The sequence below is a fragment of the Streptomyces sp. NPDC056600 genome, from assembly GCF_042792855.1.
Classification (GTDB): domain Bacteria; phylum Actinomycetota; class Actinomycetes; order Streptomycetales; family Streptomycetaceae; genus Streptomyces.
The window spans coordinates 14,764-29,030 of record NZ_JBHTVQ010000050.1 but is presented as its reverse complement, the minus strand read 5'-3'; the positions used below and the strand labels follow the sequence as shown (position 1 = coordinate 29,030).

General features: G+C 74.6%; 13 protein-coding genes. 2 read left to right on the top strand and 11 right to left on the bottom strand.

Annotation, left to right across the window (positions count from 1 at the left end; genetic code table 11):
• Window positions 1-197: 197 nt before the first annotated feature.
• The 3 genes from ACFRAV_RS23170 to ACFRAV_RS23160 all read right to left on the bottom strand — a co-directional run bounded on the left by ACFRAV_RS23170 (window position 198) and on the right by ACFRAV_RS23160 (window position 4,332).
• Window positions 198-1,124, bottom strand: coding sequence for a hypothetical protein (locus tag ACFRAV_RS23170; protein WP_382558172.1), 927 nt, complete (start codon window positions 1,122-1,124; stop codon window positions 198-200).
• 133 nt (window positions 1,125-1,257) lie between these two features.
• On the bottom strand, window positions 1,258-1,827 hold the full coding sequence (locus tag ACFRAV_RS23165; protein ID WP_382558171.1) for a DUF4232 domain-containing protein: 570 nt from the start codon (window positions 1,825-1,827) through the stop codon (window positions 1,258-1,260).
• 96 nt (window positions 1,828-1,923) lie between these two features.
• Window positions 1,924-4,332 carry a SpoIIE family protein phosphatase gene (locus ACFRAV_RS23160; protein WP_382558170.1) on the bottom strand — a complete coding sequence of 803 codons (2,409 nt, stop codon included), beginning with the start codon at window positions 4,330-4,332 and terminating at the stop codon, window positions 1,924-1,926.
• A 233-nt stretch (window positions 4,333-4,565) separates the two neighbouring features.
• Here ACFRAV_RS23160 and ACFRAV_RS23155 point away from each other — a divergent pair, with 233 nt between their 5' ends.
• Both ACFRAV_RS23155 and ACFRAV_RS23150 read left to right on the top strand, forming a co-directional pair.
• Window positions 4,566-4,811: a hypothetical protein gene (locus ACFRAV_RS23155; protein ID WP_108955630.1), complete on the top strand. Its 246-nt coding sequence runs from the start codon at window positions 4,566-4,568 to the stop codon at window positions 4,809-4,811.
• A 3-nt stretch (window positions 4,812-4,814) separates the two neighbouring features.
• Window positions 4,815-5,192: a toxin Doc gene (locus ACFRAV_RS23150; protein WP_351116919.1), complete on the top strand. Its 378-nt coding sequence runs from the start codon at window positions 4,815-4,817 to the stop codon at window positions 5,190-5,192.
• A gap of 22 nt (window positions 5,193-5,214) precedes the next feature.
• Here the strand turns inward: ACFRAV_RS23150 and ACFRAV_RS23145 are convergent, their stop codons facing one another.
• The 8 genes from ACFRAV_RS23145 to ACFRAV_RS23110 form a co-directional block, all read right to left on the bottom strand.
• Window positions 5,215-5,448, bottom strand: a complete 234-nt coding sequence (locus tag ACFRAV_RS23145; protein WP_382558169.1) for a CDGSH iron-sulfur domain-containing protein — start codon at window positions 5,446-5,448, stop codon at window positions 5,215-5,217.
• On the bottom strand, window positions 5,429-6,070 hold the full coding sequence (locus ACFRAV_RS23140) for a HemK2/MTQ2 family protein methyltransferase (protein ID WP_382558168.1): 642 nt from the start codon (window positions 6,068-6,070) through the stop codon (window positions 5,429-5,431). The genes ACFRAV_RS23145 and ACFRAV_RS23140 overlap by 20 nt, the downstream gene beginning before the upstream one ends.
• Window positions 6,071-6,204: 134 nt before the next feature.
• Window positions 6,205-7,236, bottom strand: a complete 1,032-nt coding sequence (locus tag ACFRAV_RS23135; protein ID WP_382558167.1) for an iron-containing redox enzyme family protein — start codon at window positions 7,234-7,236, stop codon at window positions 6,205-6,207.
• A gap of 49 nt (window positions 7,237-7,285) precedes the next feature.
• Complete coding sequence (locus ACFRAV_RS23130; RefSeq protein WP_351116914.1) at window positions 7,286-7,483, bottom strand: hypothetical protein; 198 nt, start codon at window positions 7,481-7,483, stop codon at window positions 7,286-7,288.
• A 157-nt stretch (window positions 7,484-7,640) separates the two neighbouring features.
• The gene (locus tag ACFRAV_RS23125; RefSeq protein WP_382558166.1) at window positions 7,641-10,559 is read right to left on the bottom strand and encodes an NHLP bacteriocin export ABC transporter permease/ATPase subunit; all 2,919 of its coding nucleotides are present in this window, start codon (window positions 10,557-10,559) and stop codon (window positions 7,641-7,643) included.
• Window positions 10,560-12,674, bottom strand: coding sequence for an NHLP family bacteriocin export ABC transporter peptidase/permease/ATPase subunit (locus ACFRAV_RS23120; RefSeq protein ID WP_382558165.1), 2,115 nt, complete (start codon window positions 12,672-12,674; stop codon window positions 10,560-10,562).
• Window positions 12,675-12,805: 131 nt separating this feature from the next.
• Complete coding sequence (locus ACFRAV_RS23115) at window positions 12,806-13,612, bottom strand: HlyD family efflux transporter periplasmic adaptor subunit (RefSeq protein WP_382558164.1); 807 nt, start codon at window positions 13,610-13,612, stop codon at window positions 12,806-12,808.
• Between the two features lie 111 nt (window positions 13,613-13,723).
• On the bottom strand, window positions 13,724-13,939 hold the full coding sequence (locus ACFRAV_RS23110; RefSeq protein WP_351116907.1) for a type A2 lantipeptide: 216 nt from the start codon (window positions 13,937-13,939) through the stop codon (window positions 13,724-13,726).
• Window positions 13,940-14,267 lie beyond the last annotated feature (328 nt).

The window sequence follows — 14,267 nt, the reverse complement described above, 5'->3', positions numbered from 1 at the left end:
GGGGGCCGGCACGACACCGCGTCGAAAAGGAGGTGAAGACACTGGTGGGCCCCGCCACGACGGGGGAGCGCGGCGGGACCCGACAAGCGTCTGCCCCACCGCACCGGCTTCATGCACACCGCTCCGGCGGATTTTCCGCCACCCGCCCGTGTCACCCGTGGTGGGATCCGGACCCGCTTCGTCGCGAGCCGTCGCCGTCACTCCTGGCAGGCGACCGCGGGGCCCGCCACCATCCCGCCGGTGCGGAAGGTCTGGCCCCGGGGCATCCAGTAGCCCAGCTTCGACACCACGGTGGAGCACGCGTCGGCCGTCGTGGCCCGGACGACCACCCTGGCGGGACGGCCGGGCTGCAGGTCGGTCAGCGCGCAGTCGAGCGCGTGGGTGAGCCGCTGCCTCGACGGGTGGCGCCCGACCAGCGGGTTCACGCAGCGGGCGTCGTCGGTGGTGAGGCGGATGCCGGAGTCCTCCTCGCCGATCACCCCGAACCGGCCGCTGCCGTCGCCCTCCTCGCTGTCCCGGTACACGGTGTACGTCAGCGTCGTCGTCCGCCCGGGCCGCAGCTCCTCCCGGTCCACCTCGATGCGGTGCGTGGGCTCGCGCAGCGGCTGGGTGAGGGTGAGGGGGGCGGTCACCTCGCCCCGCACGTCCACCCCGGCGGGTGTCGAGCGGACGCGGACCTGGGCGGTGATCTCGTACGTCCCCGGCCCGGGGTAGTCGGCGGAGCCGGGCAGGGCGCCGCGGGCGACCACCTTGCCGTCCTTGCGGGCCGTCCAGCTGCCGGTGGTGCGGCAGGCACGGACCGTGCCGTGCGCCGTCGCACAGGAGGCGGGCGCCGACAGGGCGAGGGAAGGGCCGCCGGTGGACGTGCACAGGGAAACCGAGGCCTTCCTGCTGCCGCCCTTCCTCAGCACGCCGGCGGGCGCGCAGAGGGTCTCGGCGGCGGCCTCCGCGCCGGGGGCCGGGGAGGGGGCCGCCGCGGACGGGCGCCCGCGGCCGTCGTCGGGCGAGGGGGCGGAGGGCTGGGCCACCGCGGCCAGGGTGAGGGCCGCGGCTCCCGCGGTCAGGGCGACACGTGCCCGCCGGGTGAGCGGGATACGCGACGGCGGGGTCGGGGATGCCGGCACCGGTTCCTCCGGGGGGTCGGGAGCGTCGGGTCCGCCGACGAGCATGACCTGCGACGCACGCCGGCGCCCGCGCTCCGCCGCCGACACGCCGCCCCCTCACGCGGCGGCACCAACGGTCCGCGACCCGGGCGGGTCAGCCGCCGGACCGCGCGGCGAACGCCGTCACGGAGAGCTCCGCCCCGTCGGAGACCGGAACCTCGCCGTTCTCCCACCGCACGCTCAGCGGGCGCCGCTCGTCCGGCGGCGTGATCAGCAAGGTCGCGGGCTTCTCGGCCTTCGACCCGGTCAGCCTCGGATCCGGGAACGACAGCGCCGCCCACACGCTCTCCCCGGCGACGAGGGTGATCTTGCCGGCCGGCGCCTTCCCGACCCGTTCGGGATCCGGGCCCACCTGCTCACCGCCGGCGTCCGCGAAGGCCGCGCCGGGGAACCCGCGCACGGTGCAGGCGCGTCCCGACTGGTTGGTGAGGGCCACCGAAAAGCTCCGCTGCCCCGCGCCCGCGTCACCCCGGCCCACCGAGGCCGACAGCCCGGAGGTGTGGCACCGCTCCACGGCGGTACCCGCGCCGGCCGGTTTCCCGTCCGCCCCCGAGGCGGATCCGTCGCCTCCCGCCCAGCAGCCCGTCAGCAGGAGGGAAAGAGGCAGTGACGCGGCCGCCGTCCCCAAGATGCCGCGGTGTCGCGTCGCGCGCGAGAGGCCCATGGTCGTCCACTCCCCGGAAGATCGGCGTGCCGGAACCTGCCCGCCATGGTCCTCCGGCCCACCGGATTCGGAAAGACCCCCTCCGCTCCGCACACCTCACGCCTCGTCGAGCAGCGCCAGTTCCGCCCAGATCGTCTTGCCTTCCTGAGTGTGGCGGGTGCCCCACCGCTGGGTCAGCTGGGCCACCAGCAGCAGGCCGCGGCCGCCTTCGTCGAAGGTCCGCGCCCGGCGCAGGTGCGGGGCGGTGTGACTGCTGTCCGACACCTCGCAGATCAAGGTCCCCGCGCCGTGGATCAGCCGCAGCCGGATGGGCCGGGAACCGTAGCGGATGGCGTTGGTGACCAGCTCGCTGACCACCAGCTCGGCGGTGAAGGAGGCCTCCTCCAGACCCCAGTGCTCCAGCTGCTTCACCGACTGCTTGCGGATCGCCGCCACCAGCGCCGGGTCGGCGGGGATGTCCCAGGTCGCCACCTTCGAGGAGGGCAGCCCCCGGGTGCGGGCCAGCAGCAGCGCCACGTCGTCGGCCACGTCGCTCCTGGGCAGCAGCGTCGCCAGGATGTGCTCGCAGCTCGCCTCGAGCGACTCGGCCGGCTCCGCCAGCGCCTCCTGCAGCTGGATGCGGCCCGCGTCCATGTCCAGACCGCGGTTCTCCACCAGGCCGTCGGTGTAGAAGGCGAGGACCGTCCCCTCGGGAAGCTCCAGGTCGGCCACCTCGAACGGCAGCCCGCCCACGCCCAGGGGCGGACCGGCCGGCATCTCGACCGGCTCCGGCAGACCGCCCGGGAGGACCATGAGCGGCGGCTGATGCCCCGCGCGGGCCATGGAACAGCGCCGGGACACCGGGTCGTACACCGCGTACAGACAGGTCGCGCCGACCTCGCCCGGACTCCCCTCGCCGCCCGCCTCCTCGGAGAGCCGGACCACCAGATCGTCGAGGTGGGTGAGCAGTTCCTCGGGCGCGAGGTCGATGTCGGCCAAGGTGCGCACCGCGGTCCGCAGCCGCCCCATGGTGGCGGAGGCCTGGACGCCGTGGCCCACCACGTCGCCGACGACCATCGCCACCCGCATGCCGGAGAGCGGGATGATGTCGAACCAGTCGCCGCCCACCCCGCCGGCGCGGGCCGCCGGCAGGTAGCGCGAGGCGGCCTCAAGAGCGGCGGTGACGGGCAGCGAGCGCGGCAGCAGGCTCCGCTGGAGCGCCAGCGCCACCTCCCGCTCACGCGAGTAGCGCCGGGCGTTGTCGACGCACACCGCGGCCGTCGCCGCGACCTCCTCCGCAAGCAGCACGTCGTCACGGGAGAACGGTTCCTGCTGCCGGTGCCGGGCCAGCAGGGCCACGCCCAGGATCATCCCGCGGGCCCGCAACGGCACGGCGATCGCCGAGTGCACGCCGATGTCGACCACCCGGCGGCCGAGCCCCTCCCGGTAGGAGAAGCGGCGCGCCAGCACCTCCGGAGTGTCGGTGAAGACCAGGGTCCGTGCCTGGCTGAGCGACTCCGCCTGGAGGCTGGACGCCGGATAGGAGTCCAGCTCGCCGATGTCGGGGAGCGCCGAGGAGCGGCCCAGCACCGAGCGGTCGGCGACCCGGCGCAGCTTCACCGGCGCCGACGGCGGGGGCGGCTCCGACGGCGGGTCACCGCCGTGCTCCGGGTCCAGCAGGTCCACGGAGACGAAGTCGGCCAGCGCCGGCACGAGCACGTCCGCGAACTCCTGCGCGGTCCGGCGGACGTCCAGCGTGGTCCCGACCCGGGTGCTCGCCTCGTTCACCAGCTGGAGGCGCTCGCGGGCGCGCAGCTGCTCGGTGAAGTCGTGGGCGGCCACCGAGACGCCGCAGACCGCGCCCATGCCGTCGCGGACCGGGGCCATGCTGGTCAGCCAGGCGCGGATCGTCCCGCCGCCGCCCAGCTGGGGCAGGTAGGTGCGCACCGAGAAGTGCTTGCCGGTCTCCAGGACCTGGCGCATGGTCTGCTCGACCTCCGCCAGTTCCGGGCGCTCGCCGATGTCGGACACCCGCAGTCCGCGCAGCCGCTCGGCCGGGGCGCCCATCACGCGCGCCATGTCGCCGTTCATCGCGCGCAGTCGCAGACCGGAGTCGAAGACGGCCATCGCGCAGGGTGACTGCACCAGCTCCACCGTCGCCAGCGGATCGTCGGGGCGCAGCGGGTCCGCGGTCTCGCCGACCGGCGCCACCAGGAGCCAGCTGCCCGGGGAGTCGCCCCGCGGCGGTCTGTGGTGGGCGATCAGGCCGACCCGCACGGTCCGACCGTCCCGGTGACGCAGGGGCACCGTGGCGGTGATCCGGTCCGCGACGGGCGCGGGATCGGCCGGCAGGACGCCGGAGTCACCGTCACCGGCGATCAGGGTGGCGGCACGCAGGCCCACGATCTCCTCGGGGGCGTGGCCCAGGAGCCGCACCGCGCCCGCGCTCCACTCGAGCACGACACCGTCGTCGCCGACCACGGCGCGGGCCGTCGCGGCATCGTCGAGCGGGTTGACCGGGCTCATGGTCGGCACTCCATCGCGGACACTTTCCGTGACCGTCGCGTCACGTCGGTCCCAGCGTAGTACCTCGGACGGGGGCGCGTGCCGCGCCCTTGGGCCGAGCGGGCGGCGGCTCCCGCGCCCCCGCGCGGGGAGACCGCCTCCCTCACCCTTTCGGGCACCGGGCCGAATGGGCGTTCCCCAGGCCGTGACCTGCGGGAATTTACCCTCGGTCGGGTGAGCGGTACCGTGGCGCCATGCCAGCTCTCAATGTCGAGTTCAGCGACCGTGAGCTCGAGGACCTGCGGCAGATCGCCAAGGAGCGCGGTACCTCCATGAAGGCCCTGGTCCGGGAGGCCGCGGCCGCGGACATAGCGCGGCACCGTGCCCTCCAGGAGGGCGCCGAGGCCTTCCGCCGCTTCTTCACCACGCACGCGGACGAGTTCGCCGCCGCCTTCCCGGACGACGAGCCGCCGGTCCGCGGCGCGGGGCGGGCCGCCTGACGTATGACCTCCGTCCTGCACGTCGACGTCCCCTGGCTCCTGCAGCGCCACGAGGAGGTGCTGCCGGACCAGCCGACGGTCAGTGACTTCTCGGCCCTGGTGGCGGCGGTCGCCAGGCACCGGGTGGACCCGCCGCGCCTGGGCGTGGACTCCGACCCCGCCTGGCGCGCCGCCGCCCTGCTGCACACCATCGCCGTGCTCAGGCCGCTGCCGTCCTCCAACGCCCGCTTCGCCTGCGCCACGGCGGTGGCGTACATGTACGCCAGCGGGGCGGGGATCGATCCGCCCTACGGCGCGCTCGTCGACCTCGCCCGCGAACTGATCGCGGGCAAGGCCGACGTCTACGCGGCCGCCGACCGTCTCAGGGAGTGGCAGCTGTGACGCGTGGGCGGCGCGGGACACGTCAGCGCCGCCTTCGGTGGCTGGTGTCGCACCAGGGATAGCGCTCGCTGAGTCGGCAGGTGCACAGGGCCACCCGGAAGCGGTCCGAGGACGCCACGGTGCCGTCCTCCAGCTCCACCTCCACCGGGCCGTCGACCAGCATCGGGCCACGGCGCGGCACCACGATGCGCCGGGCCTCCGCAGGACGCTGCGAGGCGCCCGGGGCGGGCGTGCGCTCAGACGGGTCGTTCGGCACGGACCACCACCAGCTCCTCCCGCTCCGCGCGGGCCTGTTCCGGGGAGATCATCCCCCGGTGCCTCAACCAGTTCACCCGGTCCCTGAGTACCGGGCCGAACGCCACGTGGCGTCGCAGGGTCACCGACGCCTTCAGTCCGGCCGCCCGCAGTTGCTCCACGGACGTGGCGGGACCGCTCAGCGCCGAGTGCACCATCAGCAGCACGCCGCCCGGGCGCAGCAGCTCCGGCGCCTCCCGGCAGATCCGGTCCACGACCAGCCGCCCGTCGTCCCCGGCGTCCCAGGCGCGGGCCTCCCTGGGGCGGCCGCGTGTCCCGCCCGGAGGGGTCGGCACGTACGGCGGATTGCTGGTGATCAGGTCGAACGCCTCACCCCGGACGGGGTCGAACAGGTCGCCGCGCACGGCGCGCACCCGCACCCCGTGCAGCAGGGCGTTGAGCCGGACGCCTGCCACCGCGCGGCGGGAGACGTCCACCGCCGTGACCTCGCCGCCGCGGCGGGCGGCGGCCAGGGCCAGGGCTCCTGAACCGGTGCCGACGTCCAGCACGCGGCCGCCGGCGGGGAAGGGTTCGTCCTCCAGTGCCTCGGAGAGGAGGAGCGTGTCGTCCTGGGGGGCGTACACACCAGGGATAACCAAAGGTCGCTTCACACGGGCCGAATACCCAGGCCGGGCCGCACCATGGCCGGTGGGCCCCCCGCCGTCACCCGTCCAGGTCCGTCCCGTCGCGCGCTCCGGGGGCCCGGCGACCGTCCCGCTCACGCGGACACCGCCACGGGCTCCGGCAGCTCGGAGCGCAGCGCCGGACGGTCGGCCCGCCAGCAGGCCATGACATGGTCACCCAGACGGTCCTCCAGGAAGACCGTCGCGTCCATGCCGAACACGACGTCGTCCTCCAGGTACGGCTCCACCTCCAGCAGACCGCCGATCACCTCGTGCCGGACCACCTGCTCGTGCACGGCGTCCGCCTCGACGTGCTCGTCGTAGAAGAACTCGGCCGCGGCTCCCGCGCCGGTACGGCGCATGGCCTCGGCCAGCCGCCGGGAACCGGGGGAGGAGGTGATCTCCACGGTGGCGAAGTGACCCACCAGCGCGCCGCGCAGCGCGCGGTGCAGGCCCAGCAGCGACATCAGGTTGACCACGGCCAGCGCCGGGGCGGGCGCGTGCTCGAGGTAGGCACCGTAGGAGGTCTCCAGGCCCAGGTCCGCCATCAGGTCGGCGAACAGCTTGGCGTGCACCCGGTCGGCGCGGCCGCCGCCGAACTCGTCGAACTCCACCGACACCATGGCGGCCTTGGCGCGCCCCCACAGCCGGGGCAGCACCCAGGCGTGCGGGTCCGCCTCCTTCAGGTGGTAGACCGACCGCATCGCGGCGTACTCCCGCAGGTGGCGCAGCTCGCCCTCGTCACGCAGGAACCAACTGACGCCGACGCCCTCGACGGGCTCCGTCTCGAGTTCCTTGACGGCGGAGCGCACGTCGCGGTGCACCTCGACGTCCCGGCGCAGCGCCGCGAGGAACCGGTCCTCCATCGCCCGGCGCACGGTGAGCAGGGCCGGGTCCCACTCCAGGGCGGGGTCCACACCGGCGAAGCCGCGGTAGTGCAGTTCGTAGCAGCAGTACAGGGCGAGCTGGAGGTCGTCGCCGTAAGGGTCGGCCTCGGCGGCGAGCTGCGCGCCGGGGGGCGGACCCTCGCCGCGCAGCAGGGCGAGGACGCCCCGGGACAGCGGGCCGCGGGAGGAGGGGAGCTCGGGGGCGTGCCGGTCGTGAAGGGCGTCGCGGTCGTGACTCATGCGGCCCGGGTACCCGCCGCGACGCCGGGTACCCGGGCGGACCGCCAGGTCAGCCGTCCCGCCGGGCCTGCTCCTGGGCCCGCGGGTTCGGCGAGGTGGCGTCGCCGGCCTCGCCGGAGCGGCCCGCGCCCTCCTGGTCCCGGCCGTCGGCGCGGGCCGCGGCCTCCTCCGCCTCACGGAAGGCCTCGGCCAGCGCGGTGCGCGGCGGGTCGTCCTGACGGTCGCGGTCGCTGTGGTGGTGGTTCACCGTTCGTCTCCTCGGTCTCGCCGGTTCGGGACGCCCCGCCCGCAGGCCGCCCGGGGGTGGCCCCGCGCCGGGGCCACCTGCGGGTACCCGGCACCGCCACGGACAGACCCCGGCTCCGCCGGGGCCACGGCGGGGCGGAGGCCCCGGCCCTCGTCCGTCACGCCATCTGGCGGCGCACCAGCTCGTGCAGCCGGCCTCCCCGGTCGGCCAGCAGCTCGGCCGGGGTGCCGATCTGCGCCACCCGTCCCTCGTCCATCACGATCACCCGGTCGGCGTCCATCACCGTCGACAGCCGGTGGGCGATCACCACCCGGGTCGCCCGGAGCGCCCGGGTGCTCTCGATGACCTGCCGCTGCGTCTCGTTGTCGAGCGCGCTGGTCGCCTCGTCCAGGAAGAGGATCCGCGGACGCCGGATCAGCGCCTGGGCGATCATCAGCCGCTGGCGCTGACCGCCGGAGAGCGAGCCGCTGCCGGCCACCAGGGTGTGCAGCCCCATCGGCATCCGCCGGATGTCGTCCCCCAGCCCGGCCAGTTCCGCCGCCGCCATGACCTCCTCCGGCGTGTACGGCTCGTGGCCGCGGACGATCTCCAGCACCGACCCGGTGAACGGCTGCGCGTGCTGCAGCACCACCCCGCACTGCCGGCGCACCGCCGCCCGGTCCAGCGCGGCCAGGTCCTGTCCGTCGTACAGGACACTGCCGGATGCGGGGCGCTCGAAGCCGATCAGCAGCCGCAGCAGCGTGGACTTGCCGCAGCCGCTGGGCCCGACGATCGCCAGGAACTCGCCGGGGCGGACCTCGAAGGAGACGTCGTCGAGCACCGGCGGCCCGTCGTCGGAGTAGCGGAACGACAACCGGCGCGCCTCGATCGCCCCGGTGAGCCGCCCCGGCGGCGTGTTCGCCTGCCGCACCTCCGGCACCGCGTCGAGCACCGGCCGGAGCTCCTCGAACAGCGGCAGCGCGGCCACCACCGACACGGCGGCCCCGGTCAGCTGGGTGACCGAACCGAGCAGCATGGTCACCGCCGTGTTGAAGGCGAGGAAGTCCGCGGCCGGCATCACACCCCGCGCCGGGCCCGCCAGCAGCATGAACATCAGCAACGAGCAGAGCGGGAGCGCCACCGCGCCGAGCACCGCGTTGAGGTTCTTGATCCCGCCCAGCCGCCGGTGCATCTCCCGGCTGCGGGCGAACTCGCCCGCCCACGCGGCGTACGCGTAGTTCTCGGCCGCCGCGACCCGCAGCTTCGGCAGGCCGCGCAAGGTCTGGAACGCCTGGTTGTTGAGCCTGTGGGTGAGCCGGACCAGACGGCGCTGCCACCGCACCTGCCACAGCCCCAGCGCCAGGAACACCGCGCCGAGCACCAGCAGCAGGGCCACGGCGGCCGTCGCCATCGCCGGGTCGTACCAGAACAGCAGAGCCAGGTTGACGGTGCCGACCGTCAGCGACTGGACGGCCACCGGCCCCACGCCGGCCAGCAACTGCCGGATCCGGCTGATGCCCATCGCCGCCCCGGCCAGCTCCCCGGTGGAGCGGCCGGTGAAGAACCGCGCCGGCAGCCGCAGCAACCGGTCCCACACAGCGGGCTGCAGCACGGCCTCGATCCGCCCCTCCAGCCGCAGCATCGTCAGGTTCTGCAGCAGCAGGAACACCGCCGACACCAGGGCGGCCACCAGCACGGCGGTGCAGGCAAGGGCGATCAGGTCGGTCCGCGCCTGCGGCACGTACGCGCCGAGCACCTTGCCGGTGACCACCGGCACGCACACGCCGACCACCACCGTCACCAGCCCGCCCAGCAGCAGCGACGCCACGTCGCCACGGGCCCCGGACAGCACGAACCGGGCCAGCCCCAGCGGAGTGGTCCGGCGCTCGGGCAGCGGGCGGAAGAACATCACGGCGCGCGCGTCGTAGTCGTCGGCGTTGTCCGCGCCGATCCGGGTCTCCCGCCCGGTGGTCGGATGCACCGCGACGTAGCCCCCGCGCCGCCACAGCAGCGCCACCGGAGCCCCCGACAGCGCGCGGAACCCCAGCAGCGGGCCGACGTCCTCCTTCCACCAGCGGCCGGCGCCCAGCCGCACGGTCCGGGTCCGCACCCGGGAGACGGCCGCGATCCGCTCGACCGGGTCCAGTCGCTCGGCGCCCGCCGCGCCGCGCGCCGGATCGGTCAGCGTGACGCCCGCGGCGCGGGCCACCAGCCGGCAGGCGGCCCAGGTGGCGTCCTCGTCCACGTCGGTGATGCGGCGGCGCGAGCGGCCGCCCATCGACGCCAGCAGGGTGCGGTCCGCACGGTCGCGGGCCTCCAGCCCGGCCCGGACGCCCGCAGCGGCGCGGCTCTCGTGGGACCGCTCCTGCTGCTCGATCCACCGGTCCAGGGTGGACAGCAGCCGGTACTGACGGTCCACCATGCCCTGCCAGAGCGCCGGGTCCACGAGCAGGTCGGCCGCGGCCTCCTCGCCGTACACGGAGCCGTGGGCGACGGAGCCGGGCGGCACGTGCAGGGAGAAGACGTCCTCGTCCGCCTTCCTCGCCAGGTGCTCGGCGGCCTGCTGGAAGCCCGGCTCGGTGGAGAAGCCCTCGGTGAACTCGGCCGTGAACACCGCCGCCATCGGCGCCTGGAACAGCACCGACAGACCGCGCCCCATGCCGAACGCCAGCGCGTGCTCCAGCGGACTCGACCCGGAGGCGGTGTACCGCGGGCTCAGGTGCAGCGGGGTGCCGTACTCGTCGTAGGTCCAGGTCTGCTCGGCCACCGGCTGGTACAGCTCCCGCAGCTGGATCCGGCGCACCGCGCAGTCCCGCAGCGGCCGGGCGACCAGCGTGTGCCGGGGACCGGCGACCGGGCCGAGCAGCAGGGAGCCCGCCTCCAGCCGCCCCAGGTGGTGCCAGTGGCCCTGGCCCACCACGTCCGCCGCGAACAGGTCGAGCGCGCCGGCGGCGACCAGCCACAGCACCTGCGGCCCCTCCAGGTCGAGCTGCGGGCCGGAGCAGTCCACGGGCGTGCCCAGCGTGTCGAGCGCCTGGAGCCCCGTCTCCCCAGGGGCCCGGCCGCCCGGGTGCGCGTCCTCGTAACCGGAGGTCATCTACCGCTCCCTGACCAGTCGTGCGTAGCTGCCGCCCGCGGCCAGCAGCTGCTGGTGGGTGCCGCGTTCGACGATCACGCCGTGCTGGAGCACCACGATCTCGTCGCTGTCGCGGACCGTGCTCAGCCGGTGGGCGATCACCACGCAGGCGCAGCCGCGGCGGCGCAGGTTGTCCATCACCACCAGCTCCGTCTCGGCGTCCAGCGCGCTGGTCACCTCGTCGAGGACCAGGACGCTGGGACGGCGGGCCAGGGCACGGGCGATCTCCAGCCGCTGCCGCTGCCCGCCGGAGAAGTTGCGGCCGTCCTGCTCGACGGGGCTGTGGATGCCGCCGGGGCGGCGCATCACCACGTCGTACAGGGCGGCGTCCCTGAGCGCGTCGACCACCGCCTCGTCGGGCACCGACGGGTCCCACAGCGCGACGTTGTCGCGGACCGTGCCCTCGAAGAGGAACACGTCCTGGTCGACGAAGGAGACCGAGGCGGCCAGCGCCCCGCGCGGGATGTCCTCCAGCCGCTGCCCGTCGATCCGGATCACGCCCTCCCAGGGCGCGTACAGGCCGGCCAGCAGCCGGGCCACCGTCGACTTGCCGCTGCCGGAGCCGCCGACCAGCGCCACCTGACGGCCCGGACCGACCGTCAGGTCGAAGCCGCTCAGCAGCGGCTCGTCCAGCGGGCTGTAGCCGAACGCGACGTCCTCCAGCTCGATGTGGCCGCGCAGGCGACGGGTGGAGTCCTCGCCGCCGCGCACGTGCAGCGGATCGGGCGCGAAGTTCTCCACGTCCTTCAGCCGGGCCACGTCGGCCGCGAAGTCCTGGATCCGCCCGGCCACGCCGTTCAGCCGGGTCAGCGGCGCGGTGAACCGGGTGACCAGCGCCTGGAAGGCGACCAGCAGGCCCACCGTGATGTGGCCCTCCACCGCGCGCAACCCGCCGATCCACAGGATCAGCGCGCTGTTCAGGGTCGCCAGCGTCGGCGCCACCACGCCCAGCCAGGCGGTGGGCACGCCCAGCCGCTGCTGCTCCTCCAGGGTGACGGCGTGCTGCCCGGCCCACTTGCGGAAGTAGCCGTCCTCACCGCCGGTCGCCTTCATCGTCTCGATCAGCTGGAGCCCGGTGTAGGCGGTGTTGGTGAGCCGGGCGGTGTCGGCGCGCAGCTTGGCGGTACGGGTGGCCCGCAGCCGCACCACCACCCGCATCGCCACCACGTTGAGCAGCGCCACCCCGATGCCCACCGCGGTCAGCTGCGGGTCGTAGGTGTGCAGCAGGACCGCGTACAGCACCACCACCACGGCGTCGACACCTGCCGAGGCGAGGTCACGGGAAAGAGTTTCGGCCACCGAGTCGTTGGACTCCAGCCGCTGCACCAGGTCGGCGGGGCCGCGCTGGGAGAAGAAGGTGACCGGAAGCCGCAGCAGATGGCGCAGGAACCGGGCGCTGGAGAGCGTGGAGGAGATGATCCGCCCGCGCAGCAGATTGCCCTGCTGCAGCCAGGTCAGCACGGCGGTGAGCAGGACGCAGGCGCCCATCGACGTGAACAGCACGTCCAGCAGGGAGGTGCTGCCGCCGATCAGGAAGGTGTCGATCCAGGTGCGGCTGAGCGCCGGCACGGCGGCACCGACCAGCACCAGCAGCAGGCTCGCCAGCACGGCGGCGGGCAGGGCGCCGGCCGTGCCGCGCAGCCGGGAGGGGAGCGCGCCCAGGGCGCCCGGGCGCCGGCCGCCGCGCCGGAAGTCCGGGCCCGGCTCCATCACCAGCACCACGCCGGTGAAGCTGGTGTCGAAGTCCTCCATGGGCACGAACCGGCGGCCCTTCGCCGGATCGTTGACGTGGACGCCGCGCCGGCCGAAGCGCCGTCCCATGCCGTCGAGGACGACGTAGTGGTTGAACTCCCAGAACAGCACGGCCGGCGCCGCCACCTCGGCGAGGGCGGCGGTGTCCATCTGCATGCCCTTGGCCGTCATCCCGTAGGCGCGGGCCGCCTTGAGCAGATTCCCCGCCCGGGAGCCGTCGCGGGAGACGCCGCAGGCGACGCGCAGTTCCTCCAGGGGGACATGGCGGCCGTGGTGGCCCAGCACCATGGCGAGCGCGGCCGCGCCGCACTCCACGGCCTCCATCTGCAGCACGGTGGGGGTGCGGACCGCGCGTCGGCGAGGGCGGCGGGCCGGGGTCTTCCTCGCCGGGGCGGCCCGGCGCCTGCCCCGGACGGGCGGCGGCGGACCCTTCTTTACGTTCGTGGTGCGGGTGGTCACGGCAGGAGCCAATCGACGGGGTGCTGGTCGGCGACGCGGACGGAGGCGGTGGCCTGGGTCATGGAGTCCAGGCGGAAGGGCGGCCCGTCCTCGGTGGACCACCGGTAACCGCTCCTCGTCGACGAGGAGCGCACCGGGGTGACGGTGACCGCCACGGGCGCGCCGTCCTCGGTGAGCCGGGCGGCCAGCTGCGCGTCTCCCAGGAAGGAGGCGATGCGCCGGGCCGACTGGGCGCGCCGCTCGACGGACGTCACCCTGCCGCGCAGCACCCCGTAGCGGGAGGCGGGCGCGGTCTGCACGGTGAGGTCGACCGGATCGCCGACCCGGATTTCGGAGGCCTTGCCGGCCGGGACGTACACGGTCGCGTACAAGGGGGAGTGCTCGTCGGTGACCTTCTCCACCGCCGCCACGTCGGCGCCGGTCTGCAATACGGCCCCGACGTTCACGGCGAGCGCGCCCACCCGGCCGGCCTCGACCGCCCGCACCAGGGTCCTGCCCTCGGCGGCGCGTACCTCGAGGACCGGCGCCCCGGCGTCGAGCCGGTCACCCTCCTCGGCGAGCACGCGGGTCACCTGTCCGGTGACGGGACTCTGCAGGACGTAACTGCCCTGCCCGTGGGTGAGCACGGCCGGCGCGCCCACCGTGGTGACGACCGAGCCGGTCACCGCCCACACGGAGGCGGCGGCCATCACGACCAGCGTCACCGAGAGCACCAGCCAGCCCTGCGGCCGGGCGAGCCGGGCGGGCAGCTCGAGGTCCTCCGGCGACCGCAGCTTGTCGAGGGCCTGCTGGCGGAACTGCACGGAACTTCTTTCGGCTGAACGGAACCGGTCCCCGTGCGGGAACCGGCCATGGAACGCCGGGAGTCCCGGAGCCGTGGGGGTGGCTCCGGGACTCGACGGCGCGAGGTGCGATCAGAGGCCGTTGACCAGGCCGGTGACCGGAGCGGTGTTGAGGCCGGTGACGCCCTCGACGGTGGAGACCGCGGTGTTGAGGATGCCGGAGACCGGCACGATGCCGTCGACGACGCCGGTGACGGCACCGAGGGTCTCGCCGATCAGGCCGCCGGAGACGTTGTCCAGCTCGGCGTCGGAGATCTCGGCGGTCTCGACCTGGGGGACGAAGTTCATCAGAACTTCCCTTCGTAAGGACCTACATAGGGGAAAACGCGCCGCCGCCCGCCGTGCCGGTGAGAGCCGGCGAACCTTGCGGCGCGGTGGGATCAAAGCACGGGCGACGTGCCGCCTTCCAATCAACAACCGCTGTGAGCTGGGCTTTTGGCCCTCGGTCGGGGGGAAGCGTGAACGCGGCGTCACCACATGGGGATCACTTCCACACATGGGTCACGGGAGGACCGCAGGGCCTTCTCCCGCCCTGGGGCCGGAAGCGGGCATTCGGGACCACCGCGGTGCGCGGCCGCCCCGGGAGGGCCCGCGCGGTGCCCGGATCGGGCAGCCG